18 protein-coding genes and 1 pseudogene are annotated in these 17245 nt (G+C 62.7%); 13 read left to right on the top strand and 6 right to left on the bottom strand.

The window, feature by feature from the left end; all coding sequences use genetic code 11:
• Positions 1-48 precede the first annotated feature (48 nt).
• Genes JYJ39_RS02530 through JYJ39_RS02505 form a run of 6 tightly spaced genes read right to left on the bottom strand, consistent with a single transcriptional unit; the run spans position 49 to position 7820 of the window.
• Complete coding sequence (locus JYJ39_RS02530; protein WP_205201812.1) at positions 49-735, bottom strand: type II secretion system protein; 687 nt, start codon at positions 733-735, stop codon at positions 49-51.
• The gene (locus tag JYJ39_RS02525) at positions 716-2293 is read right to left on the bottom strand and encodes a hypothetical protein (protein WP_205201811.1); all 1578 of its coding nucleotides are present in this window, start codon (positions 2291-2293) and stop codon (positions 716-718) included. Before JYJ39_RS02525 ends, JYJ39_RS02530 begins: the two co-directional genes overlap by 20 nt.
• Entirely contained in the window at positions 2290-3393 is a 1104-nt protein-coding gene (locus JYJ39_RS02520; RefSeq protein ID WP_205201810.1) for a hypothetical protein, read from the bottom strand. Before JYJ39_RS02520 ends, JYJ39_RS02525 begins: the two co-directional genes overlap by 4 nt.
• Entirely contained in the window at positions 3393-4604 is a 1212-nt protein-coding gene (locus tag JYJ39_RS02515; RefSeq protein WP_205201809.1) for a type II secretion system F family protein, read from the bottom strand. The genes JYJ39_RS02520 and JYJ39_RS02515 overlap by 1 nt, the downstream gene beginning before the upstream one ends.
• Complete coding sequence (locus tag JYJ39_RS02510) at positions 4594-6231, bottom strand: GspE/PulE family protein (RefSeq protein WP_205201808.1); 1638 nt, start codon at positions 6229-6231, stop codon at positions 4594-4596. Before JYJ39_RS02510 ends, JYJ39_RS02515 begins: the two co-directional genes overlap by 11 nt.
• Positions 6228-7820 (bottom strand): type II and III secretion system protein, encoded by a 1593-nt coding sequence (locus JYJ39_RS02505; RefSeq protein ID WP_240189512.1) that lies wholly within the window; start codon positions 7818-7820, stop codon positions 6228-6230. The genes JYJ39_RS02510 and JYJ39_RS02505 overlap by 4 nt, the downstream gene beginning before the upstream one ends.
• 151 nt (positions 7821-7971) lie before the next feature.
• On the opposite strand from JYJ39_RS02505, the gene JYJ39_RS02500 reads away from it, so the two are divergent.
• From JYJ39_RS02500 to hisD, 13 genes and pseudogenes are all read left to right on the top strand, one after another.
• Complete coding sequence (locus tag JYJ39_RS02500) at positions 7972-8790, top strand: ABC transporter ATP-binding protein (RefSeq protein ID WP_205201806.1); 819 nt, start codon at positions 7972-7974, stop codon at positions 8788-8790.
• Positions 8774-9568 (top strand): lipid asymmetry maintenance ABC transporter permease subunit MlaE, encoded by a 795-nt coding sequence (gene mlaE, locus JYJ39_RS02495; RefSeq protein WP_205201805.1) that lies wholly within the window; start codon positions 8774-8776, stop codon positions 9566-9568. The genes JYJ39_RS02500 and mlaE overlap by 17 nt, the downstream gene beginning before the upstream one ends.
• Positions 9565-10035 carry an outer membrane lipid asymmetry maintenance protein MlaD gene (mlaD, locus tag JYJ39_RS02490; protein WP_205201804.1) on the top strand — a complete coding sequence of 157 codons (471 nt, stop codon included), beginning with the start codon at positions 9565-9567 and terminating at the stop codon, positions 10033-10035. The genes mlaE and mlaD overlap by 4 nt, the downstream gene beginning before the upstream one ends.
• An 8-nt stretch (positions 10036-10043) precedes the next feature.
• Positions 10044-10742, top strand: coding sequence for an MlaA family lipoprotein (locus tag JYJ39_RS02485; protein WP_240189511.1), 699 nt, complete (start codon positions 10044-10046; stop codon positions 10740-10742).
• The gene (locus JYJ39_RS02480; protein WP_240189510.1) at positions 10735-11385 is read left to right on the top strand and encodes an MlaC/ttg2D family ABC transporter substrate-binding protein; all 651 of its coding nucleotides are present in this window, start codon (positions 10735-10737) and stop codon (positions 11383-11385) included. The genes JYJ39_RS02485 and JYJ39_RS02480 overlap by 8 nt, the downstream gene beginning before the upstream one ends.
• Positions 11385-11663 (top strand): STAS domain-containing protein, encoded by a 279-nt coding sequence (locus tag JYJ39_RS02475; protein ID WP_205201801.1) that lies wholly within the window; start codon positions 11385-11387, stop codon positions 11661-11663. The genes JYJ39_RS02480 and JYJ39_RS02475 overlap by 1 nt, the downstream gene beginning before the upstream one ends.
• An 18-nt stretch (positions 11664-11681) precedes the next feature.
• Positions 11682-12371 (top strand): annotated as a pseudogene (locus JYJ39_RS02470) (ABC transporter ATP-binding protein); the annotation flags it as partial.
• Between the two features lie 29 nt (positions 12372-12400).
• On the top strand, positions 12401-13153 hold the full coding sequence (locus JYJ39_RS02465; protein ID WP_205201799.1) for an ABC transporter permease: 753 nt from the start codon (positions 12401-12403) through the stop codon (positions 13151-13153).
• Between the two features lie 61 nt (positions 13154-13214).
• Positions 13215-13457 (top strand): BolA family protein, encoded by a 243-nt coding sequence (locus JYJ39_RS02460; RefSeq protein ID WP_205201798.1) that lies wholly within the window; start codon positions 13215-13217, stop codon positions 13455-13457.
• Entirely contained in the window at positions 13450-14700 is a 1251-nt protein-coding gene (murA, locus tag JYJ39_RS02455) for a UDP-N-acetylglucosamine 1-carboxyvinyltransferase (RefSeq protein WP_205201797.1), read from the top strand. Before JYJ39_RS02460 ends, murA begins: the two co-directional genes overlap by 8 nt.
• Before the next feature lie 202 nt (positions 14701-14902).
• Positions 14903-15106, top strand: a complete 204-nt coding sequence (locus tag JYJ39_RS02450) for a cold-shock protein (RefSeq protein WP_205201796.1) — start codon at positions 14903-14905, stop codon at positions 15104-15106.
• A gap of 166 nt (positions 15107-15272) precedes the next feature.
• On the top strand, positions 15273-15917 hold the full coding sequence (gene hisG / locus JYJ39_RS02445; protein WP_205201795.1) for an ATP phosphoribosyltransferase: 645 nt from the start codon (positions 15273-15275) through the stop codon (positions 15915-15917).
• The gene (hisD, locus tag JYJ39_RS02440) at positions 15918-17222 is read left to right on the top strand and encodes a histidinol dehydrogenase (RefSeq protein ID WP_205201793.1); all 1305 of its coding nucleotides are present in this window, start codon (positions 15918-15920) and stop codon (positions 17220-17222) included.
• The last annotated feature ends 23 nt before the right edge of the window (positions 17223-17245 follow it).

Raw genomic sequence — 17245 nt, 5'->3', positions numbered from 1 at the left:
CCTTACATGAGTGACAGCAGTACAGACAAGAACCATTCCCGCACTCCGTCAGGGCAGACGCCCTGCATTGACCAGCCGCAACTTGAGTACGGCCGGATTGACCCAGCGCACCAGATCGTCGTAACCGGCATCGGGCAATCGATCCACGAAGTTGCGCGAGGCTTTGCCGTTTTCGACTTCATCGACACTTCCTCCTGCATTGCGCCCTGCATCCGGACGCCAGGCCTGGTGCACGTTGCGGCCATGGCAAACGAGTAGTGCGGGAATCTGACTCGCCAGCTTGATGCCCCCCGTGGCCACCGACACCTCGCCACTGGCTTCGGTATGCAGGCCAAAGCCGGCACCCGCCCCTGGCGCAGGGGGGCCGGTGAATTTCTTGTCCGCAAAATAGCTGATGTAACTTCCCCAGGGATCTGTCGCAGCAAGTCCCAGGGTTTGCCATGGCAACACCCCGTATTCACGTGGGCACGCAGCGGCCCCCGCCTGCGCATCGGCTGCGGCCAGTGCCGGATCCGCCGGACACGGCAAATGACCGTACACCACCGCGTGAGCATACAGCGCCTCCAGGGCCTGTTCGAGCTGGCGCGCCGCCCGCAGCTCTTCCTGCTGCTGGCGCTGCCCACTCGCCAGGGGCAGGAGACTGCCCGCAAGAAGTGCGAACACGATCAGCACAATACTGAGTTCGATGAGGGAAAACCCGCGGTGGCCGCGCGCTTCAGAAAGCGATCTGATCATTGCCATCCACCTGCTCCCGGAAAAACAACGCTGCCCCTGCTGCGGCATGGCTGCCCTCCAGATAATCCCCAAAATCGAATCCGGGCCTGTGCTGCCCCGGACGTGCAGCACCGGCAGCAATCACCAGCCGTTCCACCGGGCCATAGCCGGCGATCTGCGGCCACTCCCCGCTGCCAACCCCCACCGGGGCAAAGCGGTAAAAGATCATGTCCGCCCACTCGTTTCTCGCCCACCAGCTGCTTTCGTCGCGCAGAAAATCGCAGGCGGCTGCGCCCCAGACCATGGGCCAGCGCGCGGCAGCACTACTTGTCCCCGGGGGACTGAGCAAGGACAAAGCATTGATCAGCGGCGCGGGTTGCGACACGCATTGCGCCCACTGGCTGGAGGCTGCTTCGCGTCGCTGCTGCAACGCGCTCAGTTGCGCCTGCAGGCTGCCGCAATAGGCGTCAAGCTCGACCAGCAACGCCGCTGCTCCAGTCCCGCTGGCGAAGCCGTCCTGCAAGTGCAGCAATTGCTGGCGCTGAGCTGAACTCGCCAGGCCGAAGCTATCCAACGCCTCCCGCAAGGCGTTGACCAGTGGCGCCGCCTTCTCCGCACTGAGCATTCCTGCCTGGCACGTGCCTGCCAGCTGCATCAGCGGCGTGAGCGCCTGCTTCGTACTGTGCAGGAGATTTCCCGCACGGCTGCACGCTGCCTGCCGGGCCTCTCCCGGTGCTGCCTGCTGCAGGCTGGCCGCCGTTTCCTGCGCCAACTGCGTCAGACTGCCGACAGGCTGTGTCGCTGGTACCCGACCAAAGGTGCAAGCGACCTGACCGTGGCGCTGCGCCGACACCAGCGGCGCGGCCCAGGGTATCTGCCCGCCGCTGTAGCGCGCATGCTCATCCAGGCAGCGCAGTACGCTGCGTAGCACGCGCCGTTCGACAGGGCGCAGGATCTCATCGCGGTGGATCAGGTAGAGCTGGTCGTTACTCTGTCCCGACAAGGCAAAGTGCACACCATCGCTTTGCTGGCTGAGCACGACTTCACTGTACGCCGCAGGATCAACGCTTGGCCGCTGCTGACCGGGAAGCGCGGGCCCAGGCGCGATCAGCACCGCCGCAATGTTGCCGACCGGCAGCGCCTCCAGGGCACTGACCAGGCCGGAGGGATGGTCGCTGTGGATCGGCTGACTGCTCTCGCTGTCCTGCAACCCGGGAGCAATCAGGTAGTACCAGGGCGTGTGCGACGCATCATGCGGCGGACGAATTTTCAGGGTGCTCCACGGCACCCCATCCAGGCGCTGCGGACAATTCTGACCGGCCAGCAGCGGCGCCGTGCCGTTCACTTCCGGATTTGGGGCCGGGCAAGGCAAACTGCCGGGGCGGTTATCATCATTCACGGCACGCGCAATGAGCGCCTCGCGCAGCACGGCAAATTGCTCTTGCTGCCGCAGCCGACGCTGCATCTGACCATTCTCCGAAGGCAACCAGTTCAACGCCAGCGCCGTCGTCGCCACCGTCAGCAGCAGCAAGGTCAGCAGGATATGGCCGCGGGCGCGGCACGGTGTGGCCCGCTTCATCGCCCCGGTACCCGATGAATCCGCAGGCTGCCGGGCGGCAACAGCGGTTGCTCCGCTGTGTCGCCAACGGCCAGATGCCCGTCGGCGGGAGACACGAGCATTCCCTCTCGCCATTCGCTGACAACGCGTTCCTGACGACTGATGCGCCCATCCAGTCGCGGCGCCACCACTGGCACGCTCTCTTGCGCCGGCGGCAGCACAGGTGCCAACAGCGGTTCTGGCATGTCCTCAGGAACGACGACGGCAGGCGTGACCACAGGCGGCAGGCGCAGCGGTTCTGCCTGCTGACAACCGTAACCGGTGAGCGTCGCGGCCAGCAGGCCACAGGCGCTTGCAGCCCCCAGCGTCACCCCCCGGCTACGCCGCTGCGCCACCCGGCGCTGTGCCGGCAAGGCAAATTGTTCAGCTGGCCAGCGACGGATACCCGCCAGCAGCGGACGCGCACAAGCGGACGGAACAGGTAGCGGCGACAGGCCGGCAGGCAAGACCAGCGCATCACGCCAAGCCTGACTTCCCAACAGTAGCACCGGCAGATTCCCCTGTTGGGCGCGGGCGATAAATTGGCGAATTTCGCCCGCGCTGTCTGCGCTCGCCGCGATGAGCTGACTGGCACGAACACGGCCCCCCGCCATCAAGCTGCAACGTAGATACCGGCAATGTTCGCTGAGCAGCAGATGGGGAGATGCGTGCAAACCCGGCGGCAACAGCTGCACCACGCTGTAGATGCCGAGCACCGCCCCCGCGTATTCAGACAGAGCAGCCAGCAGCTGCCGCAAGGCCGGGGTTTCACTCAAGGCCAGCCAAGTGATTTCCGTACTTGCCGCCGGCTTCGCCGCAGGGGCGACACTACGCCAGGGCGTATCGGGAAAGAGGCGGCGCAAGCGGCTGTCAAGGAACTGCGCCCGCATCCCGCGCGACATTACCGGCAGCGTTTCCGGCAGAATCTGTTCGCGACTCTGGTTGACCACCAGACGATAGTTGCTGCGCCGATGTGCGGTCAGCACTTCTGCCACATCCGCCACCGGCCGCAGGCAGGCCGTGCGCCGGCTCCAGGTGTAGAGCTCGGACTCTTCCAGATACAGACCGATCCAGGGCCACATCACAGCGCCTCGCCGATCAGCGCATAAAGCGGCTGCAGGGTGGCAATGACCACCCAGCCAAGAAAAACGCCAACCACCAAGGTCAGGGCCGGCTCGATGAGCGTGTGCAGGCGGGCAATCGCGGCACTGGCCGACGCGTTGTAGCGTTCGCTGATATGCCGGAGGCTGTGTTCGAGCTGCCCGGTTTTTTCACCACCCTGCAGCAGGTGCAGAAAAAACACCGGGTAGAAACGATTTGCCCCAGCGGCCTGGGCAAACGCCTGACTCAGGCTCTGCCCATCGCGCACGCTCTGCTGGATTTCCTCCAGGCTGATGGCCAGCGCCAGATTACGACAACTGGCCGCGCAGGTGGTCAGTGCTGTCGCGAGCGAAATCCCCGCCGCATATAGCAACGCCAGCAGGTCGGCCAGTTGCGCCAGCTGCAATCGCAGCTGGATCCGCCCGAAAACCGGCATGCTCAGTTGCCAACAGGCAAGCCGCCAATAGAGCCGGGGATAGAGGCGCAAGCAGGCGCCCAGCACGGCCCACATGAGCAGAGGCAACAGCAGCAGGACCAGCCATAGCTGCTGTATGGCCGCCGACAAGGCGAATAACGCACGGCTGTGCCAGGGCAAGGGCTGGCCACTGGCGCGGAGGAAACCTTCAATCTGCGGCACCAGGAACAGCAGCAGAAATACGCACGCAGCACCGGCCACGGTGCCTGCGATACAGGGATAGAACAAGGCCCGCCTGGCTTGCTGCCGCCACTGCTCACTCCGCTGCAAGGTTTCCCCGAGACGCTGCAGCAGCGTAGGCAAGGTGCCGCTCTGCTCGCCCGCGGCAATCAGTTCTGCGATATAAGCCGTGTTTGCTTCCAAATGCGGCCGCAAGCCTTGCGACAGACTCATTCCCCCCTGCAAGCTTCGTTGCAGGCTCTGCCCCAGGCTGCGCAAAGCGGGCGTATCGGCGTGTCCGGCCAGATCGCGCAAGGCCTCGTCGAGATGCAGCCCGGCGGCCAGGTAATGCGCCAGATGCTGACACAGCCCGATCTGGTCAGGCAGCGTCAGCGCGGTCCGGCGCGCGCACAACTGCGGCAACCAGCAGCGGCGCACCTGCAGCAGATCGAGCTGCCGTGTAGCCAGAAACTCGCTCAAGGCAGCACGGCTGGGCACCTCCTGGACGCCACGGACCAGCCGCCCCTGTCCATCAAGCGCGGTGTATTCAAGACGCATGACCGTACTCCCCGGCAAGCACGTCAGCCAGATCGACGATCCGCGCCATTTCGCTGGATGTCGTGCCACCGCGCGCGACCTCGGCCTGGGCAGCTTCGGCCAGCGGTACGAATCCATGCGCCCGGGCGGCTGCAAACAATTCCGGCAAACCCGCAGCAGCGGCCAGCAGCGGATCAAGCGCCGGCGTGATGTGCAGGATTTCCAGCAGAGCCCGCCGCCCCCGGTAGCCACTGTGGTGACACAAGGCACAACCAACTGTCGCATGTTCGTGCTGACAGACGCACGGCGTGCGAAACAAGCGCTGAGCAACAATACCGATCAGGTTGCCCTGCAGTTGCTGCCGCTCGACACCCAGCTCGTGCAAACGGGAAAACGCCGACAAGGCGCTGCCCGCATGCAAGGTGGCGAACACCAGATGCCCGGTGAGCGCCGCACGCAATGCCATGCGTGCCGTTTCCGCATCGCGGATCTCGCCAATCAGGATGACATCCGGATCCTGCCGCAACAGGGCGCGCACGCCATCGGCAAAACTGGCCTTGGCATTGTCGGTGAGGGACACCTGCCGCAGCAGCGGCAGCTGATATTCCACCGGATCCTCCAGCGTCATGATATGGATGCCGTCGTGGTTGAGCTCCTTGAGCAGCGCGTACAGGGTCGACGTCTTGCCACTGCCGGTCGGGCCGGTGACCAGCAACAGGCCACTCGGGTGGCGCAGCATCTGCTGCAGTTGCGTGAGCTGCCGGGCGGGCAACTGCAGTGCCGTCAACGGCAGGATGCCGCGTTGCCGGTCAAGAATGCGCAGGACAAAATTTTCGCCATGCAGTGTCGGCTGGCAGGACACCCGGAAATCCACCACCCGACCGAGCAGACTCTGGCTGAAATGACCGTCCTGTGCCAGGCGGTTTTCCGCAATGTTCATCCCCGCCAGTATTTTCAAGCGCCCGGCCAACATCGGCCAGAGCGCCAGGTGCAGCAGGCGGATGGTCAGCAGCATGCCGTCGATACGGTAACGAATGCGCAGACAGGCCCGCTCCGGCGAAAAATGCAGATCCGAAGCCCCCTGGCGCACGGCATCCGCAAGCAGTGCCGCCACCAGGCGCACAGCGGGAGGTTCGCCGTGCGCCTGCGCCATCCCCGTGGGCTTGCTGCCACACTCATCGAGCAGGGTATCGATATCGAGCCGGGATGGGTAATGCTGACTGATGGCCTGCTCGATCTCACCCGCTCCGGCAAGCAACACTTCGCAACGCATCCCGCCCGGACAAATGCTGTCGCAAAGCGCCCGGGCATGCGGATCAAAGGGCTGTGCCATGGCCAGCAGGAAGGTCTGCGTTGCTGCATCCACCGCCAGCGGCAGCAGATACTGGCGGCGCGCTTCTTCCTCTGCCAGTAGCGCCAATGCCTGCGGGCTCGGCCGGTGTTGCACGGGATCGAAGCGCTGGCATGCCAGTTGCTCGGCAACGACATCCTGCACGCCAGCCTCATCGGCAAAGCCGAGTTCAGCCAGCAACCAGCCCAGTGGCCGCCGTTTCTGCTGCTGTTCCAGCAAGGCGATGCGCAGTTGATCCGGGCTGATCAACCGCCGCCGCAGGAGCTGCTCTCCCAGCAAAGGTAGCGGCGCATTCATGGTGATCCTGCCGCCGGCCCGGTTGGGGGGAAACGGAACGCTTGCCCGTGTTCAGGCGCAGCGAGAAAAGCCGCATCCGGCAGAAAACGCTCGTAACCGTTATAGGCCCCTGGCAGGCCCGGCTCGCGCACGACCAGCGGCCGCAGGAAAATGACCAGTTCGGTTTTCTGCGTGCGATTGTTGCGGTTGTTGAACGCTTCTCCTACCAGCGGCACCTGCCCCAGCCCGGGCAGGCGAGCCGTCTGATAGTCGATGCGGTCTTCCATCAGGCCACCCAGCACGGCAATCTGGCCATTGGCGACGCGCATGACCGACTCGATCTCCCGTGTCCGGATCATCGGCACCAGATTCTCGATGCCATTCTTGCGCAACTCCGGATTGGGATCGGGCACTTCGCGGCTGATGCTGGTAATGGTCGGACGAATGTTGAGAATGACCGAATCGTCAGCGGCAATTTGCGGCGTCACCCCCATCACCAGGCCCACCGCCACAGTTTGCGGTGTCGTGGTGTAGGTCACCGTACTACCGACATTGGCGGTGCTGGTGGTATCCGCCTTGACACTGAAATAAACATAATTCTCGACCACCTTCAGCAAGGCGGTCTGATTATTGAGCACCGACAGGCGCGGGCTGGAAAGCACCTTGCTGGTACCGAACCGCTGCAGCAGCGTCAGCAGGGCGCGCGGATTGTCACCGCGGTTATAGCGCAGGTTGACGCTGTTTTTCAGCGGGTTGCCGGCATATTCGAACACCCCGCCACTGAGCATGGAGGTCCAGTCGATACCTTGCTCGTAGCCTTCGTTCAGACTGACCTCGACGATGCTCGCCTCGATCAGGACCTGGCGCCGCACGGCGCCGCTCATTTGTGCCAGCAGACGGGCAACCTGCCGCTGCTGCGCCTGGGTGGCGAATACCGACACCACTCCGGCTTCCGGATGCACGGCCAGCCGCTGCGGTTCGCCTGCCGACGGCTTCTTGCCGGCCTCACCTTCCTGCAGCAGGTGCAGGATGCTTTTCTCCAGCTTTTCCCAGAACCTGTGCTGGGTCGTGTTTTCAATCCGGGTCGCAGACAGGTTGTCGGCACTCTTGTCGCTGCCCTGGACGCTACCGATCTGCATGTTGTTCGACACCGACGTGGTGACCGTGCGCCCGAGGTTGACGTAATCCACCGTGTAATGCTGCAGGTAGGGCGCATCTGGCGCCACCAGCAGACTATTGGCCAGGAACTCATAACGCAGCGGCACCTGGCGCGCGATCCGCTCAAGCAATTCCGGCAACGGGCGCTGGTAGGCATTGAGCGTGACCGTCCCGCCAACCTGCGGCGCAATGTCGATTTCCAGCTTGGCATCGCGGGCCAGCACGAACAGCAGATCTCGTACCGGCACATCACGCACGGTAACGCTGTAGGTTTCGGCAGCCGTGGAAAAAGGCCACGGCGGGCGGCTGTCCGGCTCTGCCAATGCTTGCTCCTGTTTTCCGGAAGCCATCGGCACTGCCATGCCGGCCTGCAGATGCGCCCCTGAATCCAGGCGTGGCGCAGGCTGACTGCATGCCGCAAGGATGAGAAGCAGGAAAGCCAGCACGTGCATGGACGGACCCATTTAATGACATATGGAAGCGATGCGCAAATATACCCCGCGATTATTTATTTGTCATCAAACAAAGCTCACCACAAAGCCGACAGAAAAGTGGCACCTCGACTTCTGCTAGAATCGCGCCATTCTTTTTGGGGAAGACGTCTTGACGAACGACATCCTGGTCGACATCCAGGACCTGCATTTCAGCTATGGCGACCGACCGCTGCTGCAAGGGATCAACATGCGCATCCCACGCGGCAAGGTAGTTGCCATCATGGGCGGTTCAGGGTGCGGTAAAACCACGCTGCTACGCTGCATCGGTGGCCAGCTGCGGCCGACCGCCGGCAGCGTGCGCCTGGGTGACGATGTCGTCAGCAAGATGTCCGAATCCGAGCTGTACCGCCTGCGCCGGCAGATGGGCATGCTGTTCCAGTTCGGCGCCCTGTTTACTGACCTGTCCGTATTCGAAAACGTCGCGTTTCCTCTGCGCGAACACACTGACCTGCCGGAGCGCATGATCCGCGATCTGGTCCTGATGAAGCTTGAAGCGGTCGGTCTGCGCGGCGCCCATCGCCTGATGCCGACCGCGCTCTCCGGCGGCATGGCACGCCGCGTTGCCCTGGCCCGGGCCGTGGCGCTGGACCCTGCCCTGATCATGTACGACGAACCGTTCACCGGACTCGACCCGATTGCCCTGGGTGTCATCGGTCGCCTGATCCGCACCCTGAACGACGCGTTGGGTGCGACTTCGATCATGGTCACGCACGATGTGCAGGAATCGCTCCTGATGGTGGACTACATCTATTTCCTGAATGGTGGCAAGGTCGTCGCCGAAGGCACTCCGGACGACATCCGCGCCTCACGCGATCCCTTCGTGCATCAGTTCGTCCATGCCGAGGCCGATGGCCCGGTCGCATTTGATTATCCCGCCCCCTCGGCAGCGGAAGATTTCCTGGAGCGGACGCATGTTCAAGCCGCTTGAGTGGATCAGCAAACTCGGCCACGGCACGGTCGACAAGATCTGGCAACTGGGCTTTGCCGCACGTTTCTTCCTGGCCATCCTGCGCCATTCCGGCACTTCGTTCCGCCGCCTGCCACTGACCCTGCGCGAAATCTACTTCAGCGGCGTGTTGTCGCTGCTGATCATCCTGGTCTCTGGCCTATTCGTCGGTCTGGTGCTCGGTCTACAGGGCTACGAAACCCTGCAGCGCTTTGGCTCCACCGAAGCACTCGGCATCCTGGTCGCCCTGTCTCTAGTGCGCGAACTGGGTCCGGTCGTTGCCGGCCTGCTGTTCGCATCCCGCGCGGGTTCGTCGATCACCGCCGAAATCGGCCTGATGAAGACCACCGAACAACTGAAGGCGATGGACATGATGGCGGTCAATCCGATCGCCCGCGTGGTGGCGCCACGTTTCTGGGGAGGCGTCATCGCCATGCCCCTGCTGGCCGCCATGTTTTCCGCCATGGGCGTGTTTGGCGGCTGGCTGATCGGCGTCGTTTTCATCGGCGTCGATGATGGCGCCTTCTGGTCGCAGATGCAGTCAAGCGTCGATTTCCGCTACGACATCGTCAACGGCATCATCAAGAGCGTGGTCTTCGGCTTCGCCGTTTCCTTGATCGCCGTATTCGAGGGCTACGATTCGGCACCGACTGCGGAAGGCGTATCGCGCGCCATCACGCGCACCGTGGTGACGTCAGCCATGACCATTCTGGCACTCGATTTCATTCTCACTTCGTTCATGTTCCGGGGGACTTCGTGAACCGTACTGTCCTTGACCTGTGGGTTGGTTTCTTCGTTGCACTCGGTATCGCCGCAGTGTTGTTTTTGGCCCTCAAGGTCGGTAATTTATCGAGCGCCCACCTCGCCCAGACATACACGCTGGAAGCCCGCTTTGATAACATCGGCGGCCTGAAGGTACGCGGCCCGGTCCGTAGCGCCGGGGTGCTGGTTGGACGGATCACCGACATCCGCTTCGATCCGGAACGCTACGATGCCATCGTGACGATGCAGATTGACGGGCGTTACCGTTTCCCGCGCGACACGTTTGCCTCGATCTTCACGGCGGGGTTGCTGGGCGAGCAATACATCGGCTTCGACGCTGGCGGTGACGAAAAAATGCTGCAACCTGGCGACAGCATCCGTAAAACCCAGTCGGCAGTCGTGCTGGAAAAACTGATCAGTCAATTCCTCTTCAACAAGGCAGCCGAGGGGCAAGACAGCAAATGAGGACCATATTGAAAACCAACACACTGCGTAGCCTGCTCGCCATCGGGAGCATGGCGCTTGCCGGCCTGGGCGTGGCAGCGGAAAACCCGCACGACCCGTACGAAAACTTCAATCGCACGATGTACACGGTCAACAAGACCCTCGATACCTACGTCACCCGTCCGGTGGCCCAGGCCTATGACGCCAGTGTGCCACTGCCTGCCAAGGCCGGCGTTGGCAACTTCTTTGGCAACCTCGGCGAAGCCTGGGTTGGCGCCAACAGTCTCATGCAAGGCAAACCCGGAGATGCCGGAGACAGCCTGGCGCGGATGCTGGTGAACTCCACCGTCGGCATCTTCGGCCTGTTCGATGTCGCCAGCGAACTCGGCATCGAGCGCCACAATGAGGATCTCGGGCAAACTTTTGCCATCTGGGGCGCCAAGGAAAGCAATTACGTCTTCCTGCCCCTCATTGGCCCCCGTACAGTGCGTGACACAGCAGGCTGGGCCATCGAATTCTTCACTGACCCACTGATGGGCATCAAGAATTACCACACCCGCTACGGCGCGGTGGCCCTGCGCTTTGTTGACCTGCGCGCCGGCCTGCTGCCCGCTGACAAGATTGTCGAAGAAGCGGCCATCGACGAATACGCCTACGTTCGTGACGCCTACCTGCAACGCCGCCAGAACCTGATCTATGACGGCCGCCCACCCCGTTTCGATGACTGAAAGCACCACCAAAATGATCTCGCGTTTTCTTGTTTTCTGTTCTGCCTGCCTGCTGGCACTCAACGTCGCTGCCGCCGAAGCACCGGACGCCCTGGTCAAGCGCGTTTCGGAAGAGGTTCTGGAAATCGTCAAACAGGATCAGGCTATCCGTAACGGTGACATCAAGAAAATCACCGCCCTGGTTGACGCCAAAGTGCTGCCGCACTTTGATTTTCAGCGCATGACCGCACTGGCGGTCGGCCGCGACTGGCGCGCCGCCAATGCTGAACAGAAAAAACGCCTGGCCGAGGAATTCAAGGCCTTGCTGGTACGCACCTACGCCAATGCCGTGACCAGCTACAGCAACCAGAAACTGGTGGTCAAACCGTTGAAGATGAAGGCCGGCGAAACTGAAGTGCTGGTGCGCAGCGAAGTACTGCAACCCGGTGCACAGCCGGTACAACTCGACTACTGGCTGGAACAGCAGGGCGACGCCTGGAAGGTATTTGACGTCGTGGTCGCCGGGATCAGCCTGGTCACCAATTACCGTGAGCAATTCGCCAAGGAAGTCCGTGACAACGGCATCGATGGCCTGATTTCAACCCTCGCCGCAAAGAACAAATCCCTGGAAACTTCGGCTGCCGCCAAAACGGCACGCAAGTGATGGAACGAGTCGGCGACGAGGTCCATGTCAGCGGCGGGATGCGCCTAACAGAAGCGGCGCAGCTACTGGCAAAAGGCGAGCAGCACCTGGCGCAGGGCGGCCGCGTATTCAATCTGGCCGCCGTCGAGGCCGCCGATTCCTCGGCTCTGGCCGTCATGCTGAGCTGGCAGCGCAGCGCCGATCGCCAGGGCATTGCCATCCGTTTTACCGGCGCTCCCGCCAATATCCGGGCGCTGGCGGAACTCTACGGCCTGCACGACCTGTTGCTCGCCGCCTGAGCGCAGCGAGAAAACCCCATGCCGCAAGCTGCCGTTTCCTTTGTTGACGTGCACAAAACCTTTGGTGCCCTGCACGCCCTGGGCGGCATCACTCTGGATATCGCGCCCGGAGAATTCTTCGGATTGCTCGGCCCCAATGGCGCCGGCAAAACCACACTGATTTCCTGCCTGGCCGGACTGACCCGCCCCGACCGGGGCCGGATCAGCGTCCTTGGCCACGATGTCAGCAAGGATTTCCGCACCGCCCGGCGCCTGCTCGGCGTGGTGCCGCAGGAACTGGTGTTCGACCCTTTCTTCAACGTGCGCGAGACCCTGCGCATCCAGTCCGGCTATTTCGGTTTGCGCCACAACGATGACTGGATCGATGAAATCCTGCATCACCTTGACCTCACCAGCAAAGCTGAAGTCAACATGCGCCGCCTCTCCGGCGGCATGAAGCGGCGGGTCCTGGTGGCACAGGCGCTGGTGCACAAGCCCCCCGTCATCGTGCTGGATGAACCCACGGCCGGCGTCGACGTCGAATTGCGCCAGGGCTTGTGGCAATTCGTCCGCCGTCTCAACGCAGAAGGTCACAGCATCATCCTCACCACGCACTACCTGGAAGAAGCGGAAGCCTTGTGCAACCGCATCGCGCTCCTGAAACAGGGCAAACTCATCGCCCTGGAACGCACCGCCGATCTGCTGGCGGCTCACCCGGGGGCTTCGCTGGAAGACATCTTCATGCGGACGCTGCGCGCATGATCGGATTCTGGACCCTGTTCTACAAGGAGCTCCTGCGCTTCTGGAAGGTCGCCTTCCAGACGGTCGCGGCGCCGGTACTCACGGCCATGCTCTACCTGATGATCTTCAGCCACGTCCTGGAGGGACGGGTGCAGGTACATGGCGTCGATTACGGCAGCTTCCTCATTCCCGGACTGGTGATGATGCAGATTCTGCAGAATGCCTTCGCCAACGCCTCATCCAGCCTGATCCAGGCCAAGATCACCGGCTCCATCGTCTTCGTCCTGCTGCCGCCAATCTCATCGACCGCTTTCTATGCCGCCTATGTCCTGGCCGCCGTACTGCGCGGACTCATGGTGGGGCTCGGGGTCATCGTCGTCGCTGCCTTCTTCGTCGACCTGCACGCCGCCGCCCCCGGCTGGATCATCGCCTTTGCCCTGCTCAGCGGCAGCCTGTTTGGCAGCCTGGGCCTGCTGGCCGGCATCTGGGTGGAAAAATTCGATCAACTGGCCGCCTTCCAGAATTTCCTCATCATGCCGCTGACCATGCTCTCCGGCGTGTTTTACTCGATTTACAGCTTGCCCGCATTCTGGCAAGGGCTCTCCCGGTACAATCCGGTTTTTTACATGATCGACGGCTTCCGCTATGGCTTCTACGGCGTCTCCGATGTCGCCCCCGAACTCAGCCTGGCAGTCGTTCTGGTCAGCCTCGTACTGGTCGCCGCCCTGTGCATTCAGCTCCTCGACCGTGGCTGGAAATTACGCAACTGAGTACATAACCAAGACGACCCGCCGGCGCATGCCTGCAGTCTGGATATCTGAAAACATCCCCATGAATACCGAACGTATCGAAGAACGGCTGCTGGCCAACCTGACCTGCGAATACCTGCACATCGATGGCGATGGCCGCCACTTTCAGGCCCTGGTGGTCAGCCCCGAATTTGCCGGCAAAAATCGCGTGCAGCGCCAGCAACGGGTCCATGCCGCACTCGGCGAATTACTGGAAACGGGCGAATTGCATGCCCTGTCATTCAAAACCCTGACCCCGGAAGAATGGAGCACGCAGCGTGGATAAGTTATTGATTGAAGGCGGCGCGGTCCTGCGCGGCGAAGTCGCCATTTCCGGCGCCAAGAATGCGGCCCTGCCGATCCTGTGTGCCGCTCTGCTCAGTGCCGAACCGCTGGAGCTGAGCAACGTGCCGGAACTCAACGACATCGCCACCATGCTGCGCCTGCTGGAAGAAATGGGCGTCAAGATCCAGCGCGACGGCCACCGGGTCACCCTGGATGCCAGCCAGATCAGCAATCCGGTGGCCTCCTATGAACGGGTCAAGACCATGCGCGCCTCGATTCTCGTGCTCGGCCCACTGGTCGCACGCTGCGGCGAAGCACGGGTCTCACTGCCCGGCGGCTGCGCCATCGGCGCTCGTCCGGTCGATCAGCACATCAAGGGACTGCAGGCCATGGGCGCCGAAGTGACCGTCGAACAGGGTTATGTACACGCCAAGGCAAACCGCCTCAAGGGCGCCCGCATCTGTACCGACATGGTCACTGTCACCGGCACGGAAAACCTGATGCTGGCCGCCTGCCTCGCCGCAGGCGAAACCATCATTGAAAACGCCGCCCGCGAACCGGAAATCGTCGACCTGGCCAACTGCCTGGTCGCCATGGGCGCCCGCATTTCCGGCGCCGGCACCGACACCATCCGCATTCAGGGCGTCGAACGCCTGCACGGCGCCCAGCATCGCGTCATGCCGGACCGCATCGAAACCGGCACCTATCTCTGCGCTGCTGCCGTTACCGGTGGCACGGTGCGCCTCACCGACACCTCGGTGGCCTATCTCGACGCCGTGGTCGACAAACTGCTTGATGCCGGCTGCGAAATCACCATGGAGCGCGACGCCATCCGCCTGCAAGCCCCGGCACGACTGAAGGCAGTCAGCCTGCGCACCGCGCCCTATCCCGCCTTCCCGACAGACATGCAGGCACAGTTCATGGCCATGAATTGCGTCGCCGACGGCGTTGCCACCATCCGCGAAACCATCTTTGAAAACCGTTTCATGCACGTCAATGAACTGCTGCGCCTGGGCGCCAACATCCAGATCGAAGGCAACAACGCCGTCGTGCGTGGCGTCGAGCGCCTGCAGGGCGCGACCGTCATGGCCACCGACCTGCGCGCCTCCGCCTCCCTGATCGTCGCCGGCCTGGTGGCTCAGGGAGAAACACTGATCGACCGCATCTACCACCTGGACCGCGGCTACGAAAAGATCGAAGACAAACTGCACGCGCTGGGCGCGCGGGTACGCCGCGTACGCTGATCGACACCTTTCATTACAAATGCCACATTTTTTCCTGCGCCTGGCAAAAAAGGGCAAAAAAGCACTTTTCAAGGACAACACTCTGGCCCATACTGCGACCCACGGGATTTACAGGCAGTGTGTTGTTCCTGCGCCGGTTACGGTTTGTCAGCTTCTCGCTCTTGATTCTCGGATTTATTAATTTTTTTCAAGGATGTATCAAATGGCAACCGGTACCGTTAAATGGTTCAACGATTCCAAGGGTTTTGGCTTCATTTCGCCGGACGGCGGTGGTGAAGACCTCTTCGCCCACTTCTCCGCCATTCAAGGCGGTGGCTTCAAGAGCCTGGCCGAAAACCAGAAGGTGTCCTTCGACATCGTCGACGGCCCCAAAGGCAAGCAAGCCGCAAACATCAACAAGATCTAACAGCATCTTGTTCTGACAAAAGCCCGGTTCGCCGGGCTTTTTGTTTGCCCCAAATCGAGCGCACTCCACTACCAGCAAGGCACCGCCGGACGCCTTTTCGCGCCAATCACGGCGGATGTCCCGGGCGAACGCGGTAGAATGCAGTTTTTGCATTCAGGCCATTTCCGTGAGTACCATCACCATTGCCCTGTCCAAGGGCCGCATTTTTGACGAAACCCTGCCGCTCTTGGCAGCCGCTGGCATCGTCCCGGTCGAAAATCCGGAAACTTCGCGCAAACTCATCATCGAAACCAACCAGCCGCAGGTGCGGGTGGTCATCGTGCGCGCCTCCGACGTGCCCACCTATGTCCAGTACGGCGCTGCCGACATGGGCGTCGCTGGCCGTGATGTGCTGATCGAACACGGCAGCGACGGGCTCTATGCGCCGCTCGATCTCAAGATTGCCAAATGCCGCATGATGGTGGCCGTGCCGGAAGGTTTCGACTACGCCAGCGCCGTGCGCCAGGGGGCGCGGCTCAAGGTGGCCTCGAAGTACATCAAGACGGCGCGCGAGCACTTTGCCGCCAAGGGCGTGCACGTCGACCTGATCAAACTCTACGGCTCGATGGAACTGGCGCCGCTGGCCGGGCTGGCCGATGCCATCGTCGACCTAGTATCCACTGGCGGCACGCTGAAGGCCAACAAGCTGGTGGCCTGCGAACACATTCTGGATATTTCCTCGCGCCTGGTGGTCAACCAGGCGGCGCTCAAGGTCAAGCGCGAAATCCTGCAACCGATCATCGACGCCTTCGCGCAGGCGGTGGAGAAGTAAATGACGATAGCCATCCAGCATTTATCCACGGTAGACGCCGACTTTGCTGCGAAATTGAAAACGCTGCTCGCCTTCGAGGCGGCCGCCGACGACACCATCGAGCGCACCGTCGCCACCATCCTGGCCGACGTCAAGACGCGCGGCGATGCCGCCGTGGTCGACTACAGCAACCGCTTCGACCGCCTCAGCGCCGCCTCGATGGCCGACCTCGAACTGTCGCGCGACGAACTGGAAAAAGCGCTCGCCGGCCTGCCCGCCGATCGCCGCGCCGCGCTCGAAGCGGCCGCCGGCCGCGTGCGGGCCTACCACGAGAAGCAAAAACTGGACGGCTGGTCCTACACCGAAGCCGATGGCACCCTGCTCGGCCAGATGATCACCCCGCTCGACCGCGTCGGCCTCTACGTGCCGGGCGGCAAGGCGGCCTATCCGTCGTCGGTGCTGATGAACGCGATTCCGGCCAAGGTCGCCGGTGTCAAGGAACTGATCATGGTCGTGCCGACGCCGGGCGGCGAGCACAACCAGCTGGTGCTGGCGGCGGCTTGCCTGGCCGGCGTCGACCGCGTGTTCACCATCGGCGGTGCGCAGGCGGTGGGTGCGCTCGCCTATGGCACCGAGAGCGTGCCGCAGGTGGACAAGATCGTCGGCCCCGGCAATGCCTACGTGGCGACGGCCAAGCGCCGGGTGTTCGGCATCGTCGGCATCGACATGGTCGCCGGCCCGTCGGAAATCCTGGTCGTCTCGGACGGTACCGGCAATCCGGACTGGGTGGCGATGGACCTCTTTTCGCAGGCCGAGCACGACGAACTGGCGCAGTCGATCCTGATCTGCACCGACGCCGCCTTCATCGAGCGCGTCCAGGCGAGCATCGACAAGCTGCTGCCGACCATGCCGCGCCAGGAAGTGATCCGTACCTCGCTGAGCAACCGTGGCGCTTTCATCCTGGTGCGTGACATGGACGAGGCGATTGCCATCGCCAACCGCGTCGCCCCGGAACACCTCGAACTGGCGCTCGACAACCCGGACCCGTGGGTGGAAAAGATCCACCACGCCGGCGCCATTTTCATCGGCCACTACACTTCGGAATCGCTGGGTGATTACTGCGCCGGGCCGAACCACGTGCTGCCGACCTCCGGCTCGGCGCGCTTCTCGTCGCCGCTCGGCGTCTATGACTTCCAGAAGCGGACCAGCCTGATCAAGGTATCGCAAGCCGGCGCGCAGACGCTGGGCCGCATCGCGTCCACGCTGGCGCACGGCGAGGGCCTGCCGGCGCATGCCAAGTCAGCCGAACTCCGGCTGGCCGACTGATTTTCACCACACTCTGCGGTTGA

Source organism: Azonexus hydrophilus (assembly GCF_905120355.1).
GTDB lineage: Bacteria > Pseudomonadota > Gammaproteobacteria > Burkholderiales > Rhodocyclaceae > Azonexus.
This window is presented reverse-complemented; position numbering and strand designations above follow the sequence as displayed.

What these genes read in the sequence shown, in the direction of transcription:
- JYJ39_RS02530 (WP_205201812.1), bottom strand. Translation starts at nt 735, where the DNA reads ATGATCAGATCGCTTTCTGAAGCGCGCGGCCACCGCGGGTTTTCCCTC.
- JYJ39_RS02460 (WP_205201798.1), top strand. Translation starts at nt 13,215, where the DNA reads ATGAATACCGAACGTATCGAAGAACGGCTGCTGGCCAACCTGACCTGC.
- JYJ39_RS02525 (WP_205201811.1), bottom strand. Translation starts at nt 2,293, where the DNA reads ATGAAGCGGGCCACACCGTGCCGCGCCCGCGGCCATATCCTGCTGACC.
- JYJ39_RS02505 (WP_240189512.1), bottom strand. Translation starts at nt 7,820, where the DNA reads ATGCACGTGCTGGCTTTCCTGCTTCTCATCCTTGCGGCATGCAGTCAG.
- JYJ39_RS02510 (WP_205201808.1), bottom strand. Translation starts at nt 6,231, where the DNA reads ATGAATGCGCCGCTACCTTTGCTGGGAGAGCAGCTCCTGCGGCGGCGG.
- JYJ39_RS02475 (WP_205201801.1), top strand. Translation starts at nt 11,385, where the DNA reads ATGGAACGAGTCGGCGACGAGGTCCATGTCAGCGGCGGGATGCGCCTA.
- JYJ39_RS02465 (WP_205201799.1), top strand. Translation starts at nt 12,401, where the DNA reads ATGATCGGATTCTGGACCCTGTTCTACAAGGAGCTCCTGCGCTTCTGG.
- JYJ39_RS02450 (WP_205201796.1), top strand. Translation starts at nt 14,903, where the DNA reads ATGGCAACCGGTACCGTTAAATGGTTCAACGATTCCAAGGGTTTTGGC.
- mlaE (WP_205201805.1), top strand. Translation starts at nt 8,774, where the DNA reads ATGTTCAAGCCGCTTGAGTGGATCAGCAAACTCGGCCACGGCACGGTC.
- JYJ39_RS02515 (WP_205201809.1), bottom strand. Translation starts at nt 4,604, where the DNA reads ATGCGTCTTGAATACACCGCGCTTGATGGACAGGGGCGGCTGGTCCGT.
- JYJ39_RS02480 (WP_240189510.1), top strand. Translation starts at nt 10,735, where the DNA reads ATGACTGAAAGCACCACCAAAATGATCTCGCGTTTTCTTGTTTTCTGT.
- JYJ39_RS02520 (WP_205201810.1), bottom strand. Translation starts at nt 3,393, where the DNA reads ATGTGGCCCTGGATCGGTCTGTATCTGGAAGAGTCCGAGCTCTACACC.
- hisD (WP_205201793.1), top strand. Translation starts at nt 15,918, where the DNA reads ATGACGATAGCCATCCAGCATTTATCCACGGTAGACGCCGACTTTGCT.